Annotated in this window: 14 protein-coding genes and 1 pseudogene; 6 read left to right on the forward strand and 9 right to left on the reverse strand. The window is 61.1% G+C overall.

The window, feature by feature from the left end; all coding sequences use genetic code 11:
- Positions 1-23: 23 nt before the first annotated feature.
- From ABD819_RS12090 to ABD819_RS12100, 3 genes are all read right to left on the reverse strand, one after another.
- The gene (locus ABD819_RS12090; RefSeq protein ID WP_345124648.1) at positions 24-503 is read right to left on the reverse strand and encodes a hypothetical protein; all 480 of its coding nucleotides are present in this window, start codon (positions 501-503) and stop codon (positions 24-26) included.
- A gap of 28 nt (positions 504-531) precedes the next feature.
- Positions 532-1,695, reverse strand: a complete 1,164-nt coding sequence (locus tag ABD819_RS12095; protein WP_486326955.1) for a C10 family peptidase — start codon at positions 1,693-1,695, stop codon at positions 532-534.
- A 411-nt stretch (positions 1,696-2,106) separates the two neighbouring features.
- Positions 2,107-2,916, reverse strand: coding sequence for a ParA family protein (locus tag ABD819_RS12100; protein WP_068193033.1), 810 nt, complete (start codon positions 2,914-2,916; stop codon positions 2,107-2,109).
- Between the two features lie 193 nt (positions 2,917-3,109).
- On the opposite strand from ABD819_RS12100, the gene ABD819_RS12105 reads away from it, so the two are divergent.
- The gene (locus ABD819_RS12105) at positions 3,110-4,804 is read left to right on the forward strand and encodes an ABC transporter substrate-binding protein (RefSeq protein ID WP_345124656.1); all 1,695 of its coding nucleotides are present in this window, start codon (positions 3,110-3,112) and stop codon (positions 4,802-4,804) included.
- Positions 4,805-4,880: 76 nt separating this feature from the next.
- Here ABD819_RS12105 and ABD819_RS12110 read toward each other — a convergent pair whose 3' ends face one another.
- The 3 genes from ABD819_RS12110 to pyrG form a co-directional block, all read right to left on the reverse strand.
- Entirely contained in the window at positions 4,881-5,429 is a 549-nt protein-coding gene (locus ABD819_RS12110; RefSeq protein ID WP_345124658.1) for a DUF6438 domain-containing protein, read from the reverse strand.
- Between the two features lie 235 nt (positions 5,430-5,664).
- On the reverse strand, positions 5,665-7,455 hold the full coding sequence (gene yidC, locus ABD819_RS12115) for a membrane protein insertase YidC (protein ID WP_345124660.1): 1,791 nt from the start codon (positions 7,453-7,455) through the stop codon (positions 5,665-5,667).
- Between the two features lie 192 nt (positions 7,456-7,647).
- A complete protein-coding gene (pyrG, locus tag ABD819_RS12120) occupies positions 7,648-9,294 on the reverse strand; it encodes a CTP synthase (protein WP_345124662.1) in 1,647 nt (548 codons plus the stop codon).
- Positions 9,295-9,419: 125 nt separating this feature from the next.
- On the opposite strand from pyrG, the gene ABD819_RS12125 reads away from it, so the two are divergent.
- Positions 9,420-10,847, forward strand: a complete 1,428-nt coding sequence (locus tag ABD819_RS12125; protein ID WP_345124664.1) for a D-alanyl-D-alanine carboxypeptidase — start codon at positions 9,420-9,422, stop codon at positions 10,845-10,847.
- Between the two features lie 132 nt (positions 10,848-10,979).
- Here the strand turns inward: ABD819_RS12125 and ABD819_RS12130 are convergent, their stop codons facing one another.
- On the reverse strand, positions 10,980-11,525 hold the full coding sequence (locus ABD819_RS12130) for an REP-associated tyrosine transposase (protein ID WP_345124666.1): 546 nt from the start codon (positions 11,523-11,525) through the stop codon (positions 10,980-10,982).
- Between the two features lie 236 nt (positions 11,526-11,761).
- Positions 11,762-13,663, reverse strand: coding sequence for a phosphoglycerate dehydrogenase (gene serA / locus ABD819_RS12135; RefSeq protein WP_345124668.1), 1,902 nt, complete (start codon positions 13,661-13,663; stop codon positions 11,762-11,764).
- 57 nt (positions 13,664-13,720) lie between these two features.
- Between serA and ABD819_RS12140 the strand changes: the two genes are divergently transcribed.
- The 4 genes from ABD819_RS12140 to ABD819_RS12155 all read left to right on the forward strand — a co-directional run bounded on the left by ABD819_RS12140 (position 13,721) and on the right by ABD819_RS12155 (position 18,059).
- Positions 13,721-14,371: a hypothetical protein gene (locus ABD819_RS12140; protein WP_345124670.1), complete on the forward strand. Its 651-nt coding sequence runs from the start codon at positions 13,721-13,723 to the stop codon at positions 14,369-14,371.
- A gap of 2 nt (positions 14,372-14,373) precedes the next feature.
- The gene (locus ABD819_RS12145; protein WP_345124672.1) at positions 14,374-15,555 is read left to right on the forward strand and encodes a serine hydrolase domain-containing protein; all 1,182 of its coding nucleotides are present in this window, start codon (positions 14,374-14,376) and stop codon (positions 15,553-15,555) included.
- Between the two features lie 41 nt (positions 15,556-15,596).
- Positions 15,597-15,956 (forward strand): hypothetical protein, encoded by a 360-nt coding sequence (locus ABD819_RS12150; RefSeq protein WP_345124674.1) that lies wholly within the window; start codon positions 15,597-15,599, stop codon positions 15,954-15,956.
- Positions 15,957-16,064: 108 nt separating this feature from the next.
- The gene (locus ABD819_RS12155; protein WP_345124676.1) at positions 16,065-18,059 is read left to right on the forward strand and encodes a M1 family metallopeptidase; all 1,995 of its coding nucleotides are present in this window, start codon (positions 16,065-16,067) and stop codon (positions 18,057-18,059) included.
- A 114-nt stretch (positions 18,060-18,173) separates the two neighbouring features.
- On the opposite strand, the pseudogene ABD819_RS12160 reads toward ABD819_RS12155, so the two are convergent.
- Positions 18,174-18,305 (reverse strand): annotated as a pseudogene (locus tag ABD819_RS12160) (IS481 family transposase); the annotation flags it as partial.

Here is an 18,305-nt window from a genome sequence, read left to right on the forward strand (position 1 = left end):
CGGCTCGTGCGGTGGCCGGCCGCCTAGCGCAGCCGGCGCAACACGTAGTAAACGCTTTTGAGCGGGTCCCCGCTGGCGGCTACCGGCTTGCCGTGGAAGGAAACGGCCACGACATCGAACTGGTTGTAAAGCGCCTTGGGCCGGGCGTGCCGCACGTCGTAGTGTAGCGTGTCCGTTTTGCCATTCAACTCCAGGTACCATTCCTTACTGCCCTGACTGCTAGCCAGCGGTATTCCCAAGGAAGAGTATACAAAACGGTAAGGTGCGCTGGGTGACGTAGGCTGTATCATTTTGGTCTTGCCATCGGGGTACTCCGTTTGGCTTTCTATGTAAAACCGCTGCCCCCTGCTATTAAAAGAAGAAACTCTGATGGGGGTGTCTTCGCTGGTGAACAGTTCGTTACCTTGCTTGTCCAGCAGCACAAAGACAAGTGGGTCAGGCATAACGTTGCCGTTGGGCTTGACCGGCTCTTCGCAGCTTGCGGTGAGCGCCAGCAGCGGCATAAGGAATAAATGGGCGCGTTTCATAACATTAAGGGCGAATATTGATGACCGCATCTTGGCAGTACCGGTAATTCGTGGTGGTGCCATTACCCGTGTTTACCTGCCAGTTGTTGAATGAATACCACCCATTGAATCGTCCGTCCCACCCCCAGTTCATGTGAAACTGCAGGAAAGTGATGCCGGTAAACACATAAGCGGTCTGGAGGTAGCCGTCGCTCACCCAGGCATGGCCGTTTCCGTCAGGCCATTTCACGCCGAGAAAGCTGCCTTGCTGGGTATAACCACCGAAAATAACGGGCTGACCCTGATTAAAATTGCTCATGATGTCGATGTACGAGCAGTTGGGCAGTAACAAGGTGGTTGCACTGGTGCCGTTCGAAGCATTGGGGTAAGCACGATAGTCGGCCGAGCTGTAGCCAAAGCTGTTGTTAAAAGCCGGGCATATTCGATACGAACTGGCACCCGAACTCTGGGGTTGGTAGTCCGTCGAAATGCGCTGCCCTGCGTCGCTCATCACCTGTGCCAAAGCCGGGAAACTTCCCGAGAACGGGTTAAGTGGGCCATCGGGCATCGCCGTCCAGGAATAGGAGGTGGGTCGTTGCCAGTAGCGCATGATTTGCGCCATCGCCGTGGCCACGCAACCCGTTGGGCATTGAACTCCGGACACAACGGGGCAATTGTCGATGTACGGAGTACGCTGTCCCCATGAGGTAGTCAACAGGGGCCCGCGCTGCGTGGTGATAACAGAGGGCTGATTCTCGCAAGCAAAGTCAATGTCGGGGTCGCCGCTTATCGGGCAAACAAGGGATTCCAGACTTTGCCAGGCTTCCGATGCGCCCGGCACCGTGTTTTTAGCGTCGGGGTATCGCCGCAGGGCCACGGCCGCTGCCGTGGTCGTTTCTACCCACGTCAACAAGCCGTCGGGCATTGCCGGGGCCGGGGCCGCCGCTCCTCGGTTGGCAGTCGAAACGACGCTGTAGCGAAAGGAACCGTGTTCGGAAAAGGCTAAAATGGGGCGCATGTGCCAGTCGGCAGCTACCAAAGCAAACCCGCCGTTCTGGTAATCACAAGCGTAAAAAGCGGGCTTTCCGTCGGTGGCAGGCACGGCCGTGAAGCGCAAAATAGCTTGCTTGCCCCGGAAAACCCGTTGCGTATCGCCTGTCGTCACGTTGTGCCGGTATTGCGCATACATTTCGGCGCTACGCGCAATATTTTCTGCGACTTGCCGGGCCGCGGGCTCAGTTACCAGGTAAGCCGTTGGCGGCGTGGCCGGCCTGGGGTCAGGAGCCACTTCCGGTGAAACCTTCGAACAGGAGACAATAGCACACGTGGCTATCGCGCCAAACAGAAGCGAATACTTGCGGGGGGGGGGGTAGAATTTTTCAAACCAGTATGAATTAGGTAATGTGGAGGGCGAATATAGAAAATAATTCACTCCTAATCATAGCAGTTGTTCTAAAGTAGACGAGCGCAATATATTTCCTGCGGAAAGGATGCTTCTATAACGCGAGTATGCCGGAAGTGAGCTGAGCCAATTCGTAGCTTCAGACACGCTCCCCAAATTGCCATCGATAACACATTAGACCTTTTTGCCGCACAAGTCCTAAATCCGCTCGTCCTCCGCCGTTTCCTCGGGTCGGGCTTCCACGCTGTTTTTCTCCACGATTTCGCGGGCCAGGTTGAGGTAGCTGATGGAGCCTTTGCTCTCGGCGTCGTGCAGGATGACGGGGATGCCGAAGCTGGGCGACTCGCTCAGCTTCACGTTGCGGGGGATGATGGTGTCGAAGGCCAGCTGCTGGAAGTGCATGCGCACTTCCTCCACCACCTGGTTGGAGAGGCGCAGGCGCACATCGTACATCGTGAGCAGAATGCCTTCGATTTCGAGCTCGGTGTTGAGGCGGCTCTGGATAATCTTAATGGTATTCAGGAGCTTACCCAAACCCTCCAAGGCGAAATACTCGCACTGCACGGGGATGATAACCGAGTGCGCGGCCGTGAGGGCGTTGACCGTGATGAGGCCCAGCGAGGGCGAGCAGTCGATGATGATGAAGTCGTACTGCTCGGCGAGGGGGCGCAGGGCCTCCTTCATTTTCTCTTCGCGGTTGGGCAGGTTTATCATCTCCACTTCAGCACCCACCAGGTCGATGTGGGAGGGCATGAGGTCGAGGTGGGGCAGAATGTTGGTGGGCAGGATGATGTCCTGGGCGTTGATGCCGTCCACCATGCACTCGTAGATGCTGTTCTGGATGTCCTTGGGGTCGTAGCCCACGCCGGACGTGGCGTTGGCCTGGGGGTCGGCATCGACGAGCAGGGTCCGGTAGTCCAGGGCGGCCAGGGACGCCGCTAGGTTAATGGAGGTAGTGGTTTTGCCCACCCCACCTTTTTGATTGGCTACCGCGATGATTTTTCCCATGAGTCTCTATAGTTGTCAGTTGGTCGTTGTCAGTTGTCAGTTGTTTGGTATTGGGTGTTCAGTATCAGCTCTCGGGACTTTTTACGCCTTCCGGCTAACAACTGACAACGACCAACTGGCAACCAATAACTAATAACTTTTGCCGTAGCATTGCATCAGGTTCCGCACAAAGATACATTCTTTCCCTGTTCGTATGTCCGCTTTTTTGGCTCGTTGGGCCGCTGCATTGGCAAGGCCAGCCGCGCCCCTGGCCGCGCTGCTGCTGCTGGCCGGCTGCCACGATGCCGCCCGCCCGGCCGCCGATGAGCGCCGCGTGTTCCGCTACAACCAGCCCGAGGCCCTGTCCTCGCTCGACCCCGCTTTTGCCCGCAACCAGGCCAATTCCTGGGCGGTGTCGCAGCTGTTTAATGGGTTGATGGAGCTGGATTCGACCCTGCTGCCGGTGCCGGCGCTGGCCCGGCGCTACACGATTTCGCCCGACGGGCGGCTCTACACTTTTGTGTTGCGGCCCGGCGTGCGGTTCCATGACAGCGACGTGTTTGCCGGCGGCAAGGGCCGCACCATTACGGCTACCGACTTCGTCTACAGCTTCAAGCGCATTCTGGATGCGGCCACGGCCAGCTCCGGCGGCTGGATTTTCCGGGGCAAGGTGCTGGAGCAGCCCGATGGTAGCCCCAGCGACACCGCATTCGTGGCGGTGAATGACTCCACGCTGCGGATTCATCTCAAGGAGCCGTTCATTCCGTTTCTGGGCATCCTCACCATGCCCTATGCCTACGTGGTGCCGCAAGAGGCGGTGGCGAAATACGGCAAAGATTTCCGCGAGCATCCGGTAGGCACGGGGCCGTTCCGGTTCAAGCTCTGGGACGAGGGTAATGTGCTGCTCTACGAGCGCAACCCCGGCTACTGGCGCGCCGACCGGCAGGGCCGCCGCCTGCCCTACCTCGATGCCGTAGCCGTGAGCTTCCTGCCCGACCGCAAAACTGAGTTCCTGACCTTCATGCAGGGCAAGCTGGATTTCCTCTCGGGCATCCGGGCCGGCTCGCGCGACCTGATTATGCACCCCGATGGCACTATCCGGGACGATTTCAAGGGCAAATTCACGGTGCAGAAAGCACCCTACCTGAATACCGAATACCTGGGTTTTCAGCTCGATTCGGCCAATCTGAGCGGCGAGCAGGCCATTCAGGGCCGGGCCCTGCGCGACAAGCGCGTGCGCCAGGCCCTGAACTACGCCCTCAACAAGCCCGAGATGCTGACCTACCTGCTCAACCGGGTAGGCCACGCCGGTACTTCGGGCTTCGTGCCCACGGCCCTGCCCTCGTTCTCCGAAAAGGAGGTGCCCGGCTATACCTACCAGCCCCAGAAAGCTCGCCAGCTGCTGCGGGCGGCCGGCTACGGGCCGCAGCGCCCGCTGAAGCTACGGCTAAGCACCGTGCTGGAACGCAAGGAGATAGGCGAATACCTGCAAAAGCAGTGGGCCAACGTCGGCGCCCAGGTTCAGATTGACATCAACCAATCGGCCGCCCAGCAGGACCTGGTGGACAACGGCCGGGTGGCTTTCTTCGCCAAAAGCTGGCTCGGCGATTATCCCGATGCTGAAAACTACCTGGCGCTGTTCTACAGCCCCAACTTCAGCCCCGCCGGCCCCGATAAAACCCACTTCAAAAACGCGGCCTACGATAAGCTGTACGACGAAGCCCGCCGCACCCAGGACGTAGCCAAACGCACGGCGCTCTACCAGGCCATGGACCGGATTGTGGTGGAGGAATCGCCCGTTATCAGCCTGTATTACGATGAGGTAGTGCGCCTTACGCAGAATAACGTGCGCGGCCTCACGCCCAACCCCATGAACCAGCTGCTGCTGGAGCGGGTGCGCAAAGAGTAGCAGAGCCGCGTTTGGTCATCGTTCGGCAAGTTACCGCAGAGGTAGCCGCTGAGGAGCGCAGCGTGCAGGCGCGGGGCTACCGGTCGGCGCTGGGGGTAGCCGTGTTAAGCTGCGCCAGGGTATCGAGCTGGTTGCCGATGTAGGTGAAGAACTGCCGCACGTTTTCCGGAGCGCCTTCTTCCAGTACCACGGTTTTGAGTTTGCCATTGGGCTGGCGCACGCCGATAATAGTGCTGGGCAGGTCGGTGGTATTCTGTGAGTACCGGGCCTGGAACTGCTCAAAGTGGGCTTCCCTGGCCTGATTCAGCATATCGGTCACGGCCGAAGCGGGCAGCTTCAGCTCTTTGCTGCCCATCATGGGCACGCCACGGCGGCCTTCGTACGCCACATGGCCATCGGCAAAAACCTGCATGGTGTAGGCCGGGCAGGTGCCAAAGCAGGGCGTGCGCTCAAAGGTGAGCACCGGGCCCGGTTCGGCCAGGGGCTTGATAGGGGCCTTGGCCGCAACGGTCTTTTTGGGGGCTTTCTTGATTTTTACCTTTTGGGTCGTAGTCTTTTTCTGAGCGCAGGCGGGCAGCGCAAACGCAAAGGCGAACAAGAGCAGAAAGGCGGCGAAATAGCGCATGGTGGTATTTGTTGAGAGGTGAAACGGCAGGGAAGCAGCCGTGAATGTAGGCAAACAAAAAACCGGCAGAACGAAAACCGTGCCTGGGGTTTCGTTCTGCCGGTTTTCGTTTGTCATGCTGAGCTTGTCGAAGCATCTCTACCGCAACAGTAATTAGTTACTTACGCGGTAGAGATGCTTCGACTTCGCGGACGCCAGATGAGCATGACGGCCTATTTGCGTTCCAGTATCGTTACTACGACTTGCGCTTGGCCTGGGCCTCGCGCTCCTGCGCGGCTTTCATGGCTTCGGCAATGCGGTTCTGGATGCCGCCGGGCTTCTTGTCCTTGTTCTTGATTTTGTTGGCGTCGAGCTGGGCGCGGATTTTGGTGTCGTCCACGAAAGCCTTGGTGAGCGCCTGCTGGGCGAAGGTGATGACGTTCGACACGAAGTAGTACCAGGTGAGGCCGGCCGCGAAGCTGTTCAGTACGAACAGGAAGATGATGGGCATCAGGTAGCTGTAGGTCTTCATCGGGCCCTGCATGGCCGTGTTGGTCTGGTTGCTCTGCCAGGTCATGAGCAGCGTGGAGGCCGTCATCATCAGCGTGAACATGGAGACGTGGTCGCCGTACCATTTCACGTAGAAAGGTAGTTTTACGAATACGTCGTAGCTGCTCAAATCCTTGGCCCACAGGAAGCTTTGCTGGCGCAGCTCGATAGCATTGGGGAAGAACTGGAACATGGCGAACAGAATCGGCAGGGTCAGCAGCGTGGGTACGCAGCCGCTCAGCGGGCTCACCCCAAAAGTGGAGTAGAGCTTCATGGTCTCCTGCTGCACCTTGGTGGAGTCGTCGCCGTGCTTGGCTTTCAACTCGTCAATCTCGGGCTTCAGCACTTTCATGCGGGCCTGGCTCTCGTAGGTTTTGTAGGTGAGCGGCCAGGTTACGAGCTTGATTAGCAGCACCAACAGCGCGATAATCAACCCGTAGGAGCTGATGAACTGCTCCAGAAAGTGGAACACCGGCAGCACCACGAAGCGGTTCACCCAGCGGAACAAGCCCCAGCCCAGGTACACGTTGCGGTCGAACTCGGGGGCCACGCTTTTCAACAGGTTGAACGAGTTCGGACCGAAGAAAAAGCGGTACTGACCCCGGCCCTGCGTCACCTCGGCCACCGGCAGCGTGAGCATGGTGCTCAACGTCTTGATGGTCGTGGAATCGGCCAGGTTTACGGTCGAGTTGAACGCGCCGCCCGCGAAGGGTTGCTGGTCGGCAATGAGGCCGGCCACGAAAAAGTCGTGCTTGTGGGCGGCCCACTTCACGGGGCCGGCCGCCTTGTATTCTTCGGGGGTTTCACTGGCTTCGGCCAGCGAGCCCTGGTCGCCGGCGGCGAGGTAATGGTTGATGGTGGTGTGGTTGCGGTTCTGCTGCAGGTCCTGCTCGGTCTGGCGCACCTGGTCGACAAACGTGAACGTGAGCGGCTCCTGGGCCACCGTGCGCTCCAGGCCGTTCAGGCGCAGGTCGTACTTCAGCTCGAAGCTATTGGCGGGCAGCGAGTAGGTCTGCACGATGCTGCCACCGGCCACCGGGGCCGTGAAGGTGAGCTTCGTTGCGCCGCTGTCCTGCGAAGTTGCGGCCTGAAAGTTCAGGTCCGAAAACTTGATGGTTTTACCGTCCACGGTGCGGAAACGGGTATCCATCCGGGCCGTTTTGGCATCAAACAAATCGAGCGGCTGGCCGAAGAACGTCTTGTAGTTCTTCATCCGCACGGCCGTCACGCGGCCACCGCGGGTCGAGAGCGTGATGTCGATGTTTTCGTTGGTCAGGTGCAGGTCCTGCGCCGCGCCGGCGGTGGTGTCAAGGGCCATTTCCGGAGCCAGGGCCGCTACCGAAGCGGGCGCGGTGGCCGCCGGGGCCTTGGTGGCAGCAGTAGTAGCGGCCGGAGTTTTGCCAGTGGCTTTTTCGTCCGTCTTCGGGCTGAAGAAAAACAAGTACACGAGGAGCAAGGCCGAGATGAGGAATAGGCCGGTTGCTTGATTTCTATCCATTACTATTTTAAGTTGCGAAGGGGCAAAGGTACGTTGTGCTGTGCTTAATGAGGTACAAAGAACGCACGTCATGCTGAGCGCAGTCGAAGCATCTCTACCGCAATACTAAATCCAATCAACAGGATTAGTTGGACAGTAGAGATGCTTCGACTGCGCTCAGCATGACGTGCATTCTTCAGCAAGCGCAACGCTCTACCCCTTGCGGTGCTGGATGGCCGCCCGCACAAACCGCGTGAACAGCGGGTGCGGGTTTTCCACGGTGCTTTTCAGCTCGGGGTGAAACTGGCCGGCCACGAACCAGGGGTGCGCGGGCAGCTCAATTACTTCCACGAGGCCGGTTTCGGCGTTGGTACCGGTCATGTGCATGCCGGCGGCTTCGTACTGGGCCAGGTAGTCGTTGTTGAACTCGTAGCGGTGGCGGTGGCGCTCGCTGATGTGGTTGCGGCCGTAGGCTTTGGCGGCGCGCGAGCCGCGGCGCAGGTCGCAGCCGTAGGCTCCGAGGCGCATGGTGCCGCCTTTGAGGGTGATGTTTTTCTGCTCTTCCATCATGGCCACCACGGGGTTGGGCGTGAGCGCGTCCATCTCAGTCGAGTTGGCGTTGAGCAGGCCCAGCACGTTGCGGGCGTACTCTACCACGGCCACCTGCATGCCCAGGCAGATGCCGAAGAACGGAATGTTGTTTTCCCGCACGTAGCGCACGGCCGCAATCTTGCCCTCAAAGCCGCGCTCGCCGAAGCCGGGGGCTACCAGCACGCCGTCGCAGCCGTGGAGCAGGGCGGCCACGTTTTCGGGCGTAATGTTATCGGACTGAACGCTGCGCAACGTCACTTTGCACTCGTTCTGCGCACCGGCGTGCACGAAGGATTCATTGATGGACTTGTAGGCGTCGGGCAGCTCCACGTACTTGCCCACGAGGGCAATGGTCACTTCCTCGGTCGGGTTTTTGAGCTTACCGAGGAAATCTTTCCAGGCTTCGAGGTCGGGTACGGCGGTGCCGCCGGTCAGCTTCAGGCGCTTAATCACCCGCTCATCCAAGCCCTCTTTGCGCATTAGCAGGGGCACCGAATAGATGCTGTCGGCGTCGAGCGACTCGATAACCGAGTTGATTTTGACATTGCAGAACAGCGCGATTTTGCGGCGCATCTCCAGCGGAATCGGGTACTCGGAGCGGCACACCAGAATGTCGGGTTGCAGGCCGGCCTCGCGCAAATCGCGCACCGAGTGCTGGGTGGGCTTGGTTTTGAGCTCGCCGGCGGCCTTCAGGTACGGTACCAGCGTGAGGTGAATCACCAGCGAGTCGGCGTCGGGCAATTCCCAGCGCAGCTGGCGCACGGCTTCCACAAAGGGCAGGCTCTCAATGTCGCCAATGCAGCCACCGATTTCGGTAATCACCACGTCGAACTGGCCGGTTTGGCCCAGCAGCAGCATGCGTCGCTTTATTTCGTCGGTGATGTGGGGCACCACCTGCACGGTTTTGCCGAGGAACGCGCCTTCGCGCTCGCGGCGGATGACGTGGTCGTAGATACGGCCGGTGGTCACGTTGTTGGCCTGCGAGGTCGGGGTGTTCAGGAACCGCTCGTAGTGGCCGAGGTCGAGGTCGGTTTCGGCCCCGTCGTCGGTCACGTAGCACTCGCCGTGCTCGTACGGGTTCAGCGTACCGGGGTCAATGTTGATGTAGGGGTCGAACTTCTGAATGGTGACTCGGAATCCGCGGGCCTGCAAAAGCTTGGCCAGCGAGGCGGAAATAATTCCTTTGCCGAGTGAAGAAGTGACGCCGCCGGTAACGAAAATGTATTTCGCGGCCGACGCGGGGGGGGAGGGGTTTTGGCGTTCGGGCATGACGGGGGTCAAAAGTACGGCACCCGAAATTGGAACCCGAAAAAAAGGTTGAGCGGTCCCGTATCCAGGGAGCAATTTTGCTGAAAAAGCCACCCCAGCCCCGAATGCTGCGTAAGTTGCGGCCGATGCTACGTCCCCTCTATTTTCTGCTGCTCACCCTGGGTACCCAATTGGCCGCCTGTGCCCAGGCTCCGGAAAAACTGCCCGCCACCGCGCCGCCTGTCGCCCAGCGCCTGCCTTGGCTCGATTCGCTGCTGGCCGCCTCGCCAATCCTGCGCCAGCACCAGGTGGGCCTGAGCCTGGCCGATGCCGCCACCGGCGAAGACCTGTTTGGCTACCAGGAAACCAAGTATTTCACCCCGGCCAGCAACATGAAGCTGTTCAGCTTCTACGCTGGCCTGCACCTGCTCGGCGACTCGCTGCCCAGCCTGCGCTACTTCAGCCGCAATGACACGCTGTTTTTCCAGGGCACCGGCGACCCCACGCTGCTGCACGGCGACGTGCCCAGCCGCCGGGCCTATGAGTTTCTGTTGAAGCGGCCGGAAACGAAGCTGGCCTACTGCGACATTGCCTGCGTCACGCCCTTCGGCCCCAGCTGGACCTGGGACGACTACGGCTACTACTTCCAGCCCGAGCGGGGCGCTTTCCCGATTTACGGCCACACCGTGCGCTTTTATGGGGCCGCGCCGGTGCCGGCCAGGCCCCGCGCCGGGGGCGTAGCAGCCGTGCGCCCGGCGCTGGCCCCGGCGGCCCGGGTGCGGGTGCTGCCGCGCTTTTTCGCGCCGCTGGTGGGGCCGGCCACGTCCGATTTGCTCACGCCCGGCCTCGACAAGGACACCCACGTCCTGCGGGCCACCAGCGAAAACCGCTTCTACGTGCTGCCTTCCGGCAAAAAATGGGTCGATGAAACACCCTTCATCACCAGCCGCGGGCTGATGCTGCGGCTGCTGGGCGACACCCTGCGCCGGGCCACCAGCAACGCCGCATGGCGGCCGCGCCCCGGTCAGGATTCCATCCGCACGCTCCACGGGCTGCGCGTCGACTCCCTCTACCGCCGCATGCTGCGGGTGAGCGACAATTTTCTGGCTGAGCAGCTGCTGCTGATGTGCAGCACCAAAATCGGCCGGCACGACTCGCTCAGCACCGAGCGCGTGATTCGCTACGCTCGCAAAAACCTGCTCACCGGCCTGCCCGACCCGGTTTTCTGGGTCGATGGCTCCGGACTCTCGCGGCTCAACCTCATCACCCCGCGCACCCTCACGGCCCTGCTGCTCAAGCTGCACCAGGAAGTGCCCGAGCCGCGCCTGCTCAGCCTGCTGGCGGCCGGCGGGGGCCAGGGTACCCTGCGCAAGCGCTACCACGACGCGGCCGGCCCCTGGGTGTGGGGCAAAACCGGCACCCTCAGCAACAACCTCAACGTGTGCGGCTACCTGCGCACCAAAAGCGGTCGGCTGCTGGCGGTCAGCTTCCTGAACAACAACCACGTGGTAGACAGCGGCGACATGCGCAACGAGGTGGAGCGGGTGCTGCGCCAGGTGCGCGAGCGGCTGTAAGAGCAGGAATGGCGGGGCACTACGCTCTGGTACGGTCTGGTACGCTCTGGCGGCAGTCTCAAGGCAACGCAGTTGCCGGGACTGCCAGCCACGACCACAAGTGCAGTCTCCAGACTGCCGAAACCAAAACAGCTAAAACAGCAACGACACCGGCAGCACCGCCTCCAGCCCCGAATAAAACGAGGCCGAGGAATACACATAATCCTCATCGCGGTAGCAAATTCCCGCCCGTACCGGGTTGGCGTGCGTGTAAGCCAGGCGTTGCCGCACCATCTCCTCGCTGTGCAGCTCCACGCCGTGGCTGCGCTGCTGCCAGAGCTGAAAATTCTGGTTACTGGGGTTCCGTTCGCCTTCCTGGGTGAGCAGCCACCGCAGCCAGTTGCGGCGGCTTTCGGTGGGCGAATTAACTATTTCCTTGAAAAGCTGATTGGCGGTGAATTTTTTGAAATCCCGCACGATGTTGGAAAGCTCGTGGCCTTCGGCGGCGCGGGCAATGAGGTGCAGGTGGTTGGTCATGAGGCAGTAGGCGAACAGCTCCAGGCCTTTGTTGGCCTGGCAGTAGCGCAGGCTGTCGATGATGATATCCTTGTAGTGAGGGCGGGTGAAGATATCAGCCCAGCCAACGGTGGTGAACGTGAGGAAATACAGGGCCTGCTGGTCGCGGATTTGGTAGCCCATGGGGGTGAGAATAGTGTAAGAACAATTGACCGAGGTCGGCTTGGGGAAATACTGAGGGCTGCTGTGATTGGAATAACGCGGCAACGCGGCAACGCGGCAACGCGGCAACGCGGCAACGCGGCAACGCGGCAACGCGGCAACGCGGCAGTCGGGAGACTGCATCCGTTGCCGTGGCTGGCAGTCTTGGCAACTGCGTTGCCTTAGACTGCCGCCAGGTGCCGGGCGCGCAAGCGCGGCTAGTACAGCACCCGGAACTTGATGGTGTGTTCCACGGCGCGCAGGGCCTGAATCACGTCGAGGTCGTACTCCTTATCAATATCGGTAATCACGTAGCCGATGTGCTCGTTGGTTTTCAGGTACTGGCCCAGGATGTTGACCTGGTGGGCGGCCAGCACGTTGTTGATGTCGGCCAGCACGCCGGGCACGTTGGCGTGGATGTGGATGAGGCGATGCGCCTGCTGCACCGGTAGCTGAATATTGGGGAAATTGACCGACTGCTGGGTGTTGCCGGTGTTGATGTACTGCATCAGGCGCTCGGGCACGAACTCGGCGATATTGCGCTGGGCCTCGGCCGTGCTGCCGCCAATGTGGGGCGTGAGCAGTACGTTGGGCAGGCCCCGCAGCTCGCTCTCGAAACTCTCACTGTTGGTTTTGGGCTCGTAGGGGAACACGTCCACGGCCGCGCCGCCGAGGTGGCCGCTGCGCAGGGCGGCGGCCAGCGCCGGCACGTCTACTACATGGCCGCGGGCGTTGTTGAGGAAAAGGGCGCCGGGTTTCATCAGCGCGAATTCCTTCGCGCCGATATAGTTCTCGTTTTCGGGCCGTCCGTCGATGTGCAGCGTCACCACGTCGGCCTGGGCCAGCAGCTCTGCCAGCGTGCGGCACTTCACGGCGTTGCCAAGCTGCAGCTTTTCGGCCACGTCAAAGTACACCACCTTCATGCCCACGGCTTCGGCTACCACCGATAATTGCGAGCCGATGTTGCCGTAGCCCACGATGCCGAGGGTTTTGCCGCGAATCTCGAACGAGCCGTTGGCCGACTTATCCCATTCGCCGGCGTGCATTTTGGGATTCTTCTCGGGGATGCGGCGGGCCAGCACAATGATTTCGCCCAGGGCCAGCTCCACCACGGAGCGGGTGTTCGAAAACGGCGCGTTGAACACCGCCACGCCCTTTTTCATGGCTCCGGCCAGGTCAATCTGGTTGGTGCCGATGCAGAAAGCGCCAATACCAATCAGCCGATTGGCCGCATCGAGCACGCGCTGGGTCACCTGCGTTTTGGACCGGATGCCGAGCAGGCTCACGCCTTCGATTCGTTCGATTAGCTCGTCCTCGTCGAGGCCGCCTTTCACTTCCTCCACCTGGTAGCCTTCGGCCCGGAAAAGCTCGGCGGCGCGGGCATCCGGATTCTCCAGCAGCAGGACTTTGATGCGGTTTTTGGGGTATGATAAAGTCATGGGAAGTCCTAGTTGGTACAAAAACTCGTCGAAGGTGGGCAGCACTTCGTCGGCGTGGGCCACCACGGTGGGGCGGGCTACGTTCTCGGTGTAAGCGTAGAAGCGGTGGGCCAAGCCGGCTTCGCGGATTTGGTAGTCGGTGTAGCCATCGCCGAGCACGTACACCGGCCCGTCCAAATCGAGCAGCACGAGCTGGCGGATTTTGCCGCCGTCGCGGCTCAGCACGTTGGCCGGGTCGCAGCCAGTGATGTTGCCGGCCGCATCAAACGTGAAGGTATTGGCCAGGACGTGGCTGGCCGGAATGCCGAACTCGGCCACTACCGGCTCAATGAATTCCCGAAAGCCGCTGCTCACCACGTAAATCCTATCGGCAAATTGCCGGAAGAAGTCGCCGTTGCGCCGGATGCTCTCGCTCACCTTGGTTTTGAGGCGGGCAATGAGCGGCGCGAGGTGGCGCTCGTTGGCCCCGAGCAGCGCCAGCCGCTTCGCCAGCGACTCCTGAAACCCGATTTCGCCGGCCATCCCCTGGTCCGTCAGGGCCCGGATTTGGGCCACGCGCTCGGCCGCGTCGGGGCGGCCGGCCAGGGCAATGTCGGCCAGCTCATCGAGACCTTCAACCTGGGTGAAGGTGCTGTCGAAATCGAAAACGAGGTAGGGCAGGAGGGCAGCGGCGTTGGGCATGATGACAAAGGTGGGGCCGGCAGTACCTTGCCGCTACATTCCGCTCCCATGTTTTTAATGAAACTTCTGCTAATCTGGCTGCTGCCGCTACTGAGCCGTTTTCCGGCTGCCGGGCCGCCGGCCATGCGCGTCACGTTCAGCCCGCTGACGAGGGCGGCGTACCTGGCGGCTGGGAAAGCCTGTGTTTCAACCAAGCCACAGGTTGCCTTTCCGCTTCGAAAGCAGGAGGGACGAATTACAATTCCCACGGCAAAAGGCCCGAAGGTGTTCGCTGACATCACGATTGAAGCAACGATAAAAAGAGGGATTAGCGAAGCCGAGTTAATTATTCATCAGTACTTAGGCTATTTACCGGAGTTCAAATGTCACCTGGTGAAAGTTGAGTACGACGAGACATCGGAGTATGTGCTGATTGATAATTCAGGAACTCAGATAGCACTGGCGGGTGAGCCCATTTTTGCGCCGGATACCCAGCATATCGCAGCTATCTGTCAGGGAATAGAGTACGGTGGCGGGCACCCCAACAGCTTACAAGTACTGGAGATGAGCAACGGGCGGCTGCGCCAGGTGTGGCGGCTTGAGCCGAAAACCGGGGAGCCCTACCGTATTTGCTGGACTTCAGCCACCTCACTGCTGTTGAGCCGTACTATGTGGACTGGCAAAAGCCCGGGCACCACCTTCACCTACGCCAAACTGGAAATTCAGTAGCAATGAAGACTTTCCTGCCGATATCGGTTCTGTTGGTTGCGGTTTCCGCCGTGCCCACCCTGGCCCAGCGCGCCCCGGCGTTCCACACTCTCGATGGCCGCACCCTACGCCCGGCCGACATCGACCGCACCGTGCAGCAGCTCATGGATTCGGCCAACGTGCCGGGCCTGGCGGTGGCGCTGCTCGAAAACAACCAAGTGCGCTACCTGCACACCTACGGCTACCGCAACCTAGCCACCAAAGCCCCCCTGGAATCCGAAACGGCCATGTACGGGGCCTCGTTCAGCAAAGCTGTCTTTGCTTACCTGGTGATGCAGCTGGTGCAGGAACAGCGCCTCGACCTCGATAAGCCGATGGCCGACTACCTGCCCAGGCCGCTGCCCGACTACGAGGCCTACCGCGACTTGGCCGGCGATGCCCGCTGGCCGCGCCTCACGGCCCGCATGGCCCTCACCCACACCACGGGCCTGCCCAACTGGCGCTGGATTGAGCCCGATAAAAAGCTGCGCTTCAAGTTTGAGCCCGGTGCCCGCTACGGCTACTCGGGCGAGGGCTTGCAGCTGCTGCAGCTGGTGGTCGAAACCATCACCGGGCAAACTCTGACGCAGCTGAGCGAAGCGCGGGTTTTCGGGCCGCTGGGCATGGCCCACACCAGCTACGTGTGGCAGCCGGCTTTCGAGGCAAACTACGCGCTGGGCTACGACGAGCAGGGCCAGTCCCTGGAAAAGCGCCGCCGCACCAAGCCCCAGGCCGCCGGCTCGCTGGAAACTACGCCCGCCGACTACGCCCGTTTTATGGCCGCCGTGATGCAGGGACGCGGCCTCACGCCGACCGCCAAGCGCGAAATGACGCGCCTGCAAGTGCGCATTCCTTTCAAAGCGCAGTTTGGGCCGCTGGCGACGGTGGCCGCGCCGGACAGCAACCGCGCCATCCGCCTGGGCTACGGGCTGGGCTGGGGCACGTTTGAGTCGCCCTACGGCCCGGCTTATTTCAAGGAAGGGCACGACGACGGCTGGGAAAATCACAGCGTCGTTTTCGCCGGTCGCAAGCTGGGCCTGCTGCTGATGGGCAACAGCTCGAACGCGGACAAGATTTTTAAAGCGCTGCTGGAGAAGCTGCTCGGCGATAAAGCCACGCCCTGGCAGTGGGAGAACTACGTGCCGTATCAGTACGCGGAAAAATAGCCGCGCCGAATCGGTTGTCTTACCTACTGTTTACGCTTTCGATGGTATACCAACGCCTCCTTTTCGTGTACAACGCCGACGGCGGCCGCCTGGCCGGCCTGAAGGATATGTTCCACAAGATTCTTTCGCCGGCCACCTACCCGTGCTCGCTGTGTGCCGTGACCTACGGAGCAACCTCGATGCGGCCCGAGTGGCAGCAGTTTATTCAGCAGCTGGCCGTACCGGTGGCGTTTTTGCACCGCGACGAGTTTGTGCGCGACTACCCGCGGTGGCGTACGCACCCCTTGCCGGCCGCCTTCGCCGCTGCCGAAACCGGGGCGCTGACCCCATTTATTGAAGCGCCCGAAATGGACGCGGCCGACCTGAACGGACTGATGGAGCTGGTGCGGGAGCGGCTGTAGGGGCAGGGGCGGCAAAAAAGGGCGTGAAAAGAACGTCATGCCGAACGTAGCTGAGGCGTGACGTTCTTTTGTGCGATTCTTCTTCGCTTTTTCCCCTTTATGATTCGCATGAAACTACAATTCCTGTCCGGCGTGCTGCTGGGCGCGGCCCTACTGGCAGCCGGCCCGGCGCTGGCCCAAACCGTGAACACCGGCCCCGCCTACGATTCGCGCACGCTGTTCAATCCCTCGTTTATTGAGCAGCATTCGACGCCCACGCGCACGGCCGGCGGGCAGCCCGGGGCCGACTACTGGCAGAACGCGGCCGACTATAAAATCGATGCCCGGCTCGACGAGAAAACGGCCCGCGTGAGCGCCACCGTGGCCATCACCTACACCAACAACTCGCCCGATGCGCTGCCCTTCGTGTGGCTGCAAGTCGACCAGAACCTGTACCGCGAAGACTCGCGCGGGGCGGCCATTACGCCGGTGGGCGGCGGGCGCTTCGGCAACAACTCGCGCGGCTTTCGGGGCGGCGACTCGCTGCAAACCGTGACCATCGAGCTGCACGGCAAGAAGCTGAAGGCCAATTACCGCGTGACCGACACGCGCATGCAAATCATGCTGCCCGAGGCCCTGAAGCCCAACGGTGACAAGCTGAAAATCGATATCGCCTACGGCTTCAGCATTCCCGAGTACGGCTCCGACCGCCTCGGCCGCCTCCAGACCAAGAACGGCGAAATCTTCGAAGTGGCGCAGTGGTACCCGCGTATGGCCGTGTACGACGACGTGGAGGGCTGGAACACGCTGCCTTACCTCACGGCCGAGTTTTACCTCGAATACGGCAACTTCGACTACACCCTGAACGTGCCCGCCAACTACCTCGTGGGCGGCTCGGGCGAGCTCGTGAACCCCGCCGAAGTGCTGACCAGCGCCCAGCAAAGCCGCCTGGCCAAAGCCGCCGGTTCGGACAAAACCGTGCTGGTGCGCTCGGCCGATGAGGTGACGCAGGCCAGCTCGCGGCCCGGCGGCAAAAACGGCCGCCTGACCTGGCACTTCCGCTGCCAGCGGGCGCGGGATGTGGCCTGGGCGGCCTCGGCCTCCTTCATTTGGGATGCGGCGAAGATGAACCTGCCCAGCGGCCGCAAGTCGTTGGCCATGTCGCTCTACCCCACCGAAGCGGCCCAGGATACGGCCTGGAACCGCTCGACGGAATACGTGAAGAAAAGCATCGAATACAACTCGAAGCAGTGGTACGAATACACGTACCCGGTGGCGACCAACGTGGCCGGCGTGGTGGGCGGCATGGAGTATCCGGGCATCGTGTTCTGCGGCGCGAAGGCCCGCAAAGCCAGCCTGTGGAGCGTGACGGACCACGAATTCGGCCACAACTGGTTCCCGATGATTGTGGGCTCGAACGAGCGCAAGTACCCGTGGATGGACGAGGGGTTCAACACCTTTATCAACATCCTTTCCAGCAACGCTTTCAACAACGGCGAGTATGCGAAACAGCTGAACGACACCACGCGCCTGGTGGCCGGTAATATCCGCTACATGATGGACCCTTCCACGGTACCGCCCTACACCGTGCCCGACGTGACCCCGGCCAACATGCTGGGCTACGCCGCCTACGCCAAAATGGGCTACGGCCTGTTTCTGCTGCGCGCCGAGGTGCTGGGGCCGGAGCGGTTCGACTACGCTTTCCGCACCTACATCAAGCGCTGGGCCTTTAAGCACCCGCAGCCCAAGGACTTTTTCCGGACGATGAACGAGGCCAGCGGCGAGGATTTGACCTGGTTCTGGCGCGAATGGGTGTACAACAACTGGATTCTGGACCAGGCCGTGACCGCCGTGGCCTACGTGAACCAGGACCCCAAGCAGGGCGCGCTCATCACCGTCGAAAACCGGGGCCAGGCCGCCATGCCCGTCATCGCCGACGTGACCGAAACCGGCGGCAAAACCACCCGCGTGCGCCTGCCCGTGGAAGTGTGGCAGCGCAGCGGCACCTGGACGTTCCGCTACAACTCCACCACGCCGCTCACCCTGGTGCGCCTCAACCCCACCAAGCTGCTGCCCGACGCCAACCCCGGCAATAACGTGTGGCGGGCCCAGGTGCTGAAGTAAGTACTGGTGCAGAAGTAACCGTATTCGAGTCGGGCCTGCCGGTCCGACCGCCCTGGGCGGTCTGACCGGTTGAAGTACCAACGATTTCGGTCCAACGACAACCGGTCGGACCGCCTAGATGTATGGTCCCGGAGTATGGTGGGTCGGTTCTCGAATAAAGCTACTAGGATTTTTCCGCCATTCCGCACAAACAAATTCGTAGGGTGTCAATCCCTTGAGCCGTTTGAGGCGTTTGGCAAAGTTGTA

This window comes from Hymenobacter antarcticus (assembly GCF_039539545.1).
Classification (GTDB): domain Bacteria; phylum Bacteroidota; class Bacteroidia; order Cytophagales; family Hymenobacteraceae; genus Hymenobacter; species Hymenobacter antarcticus.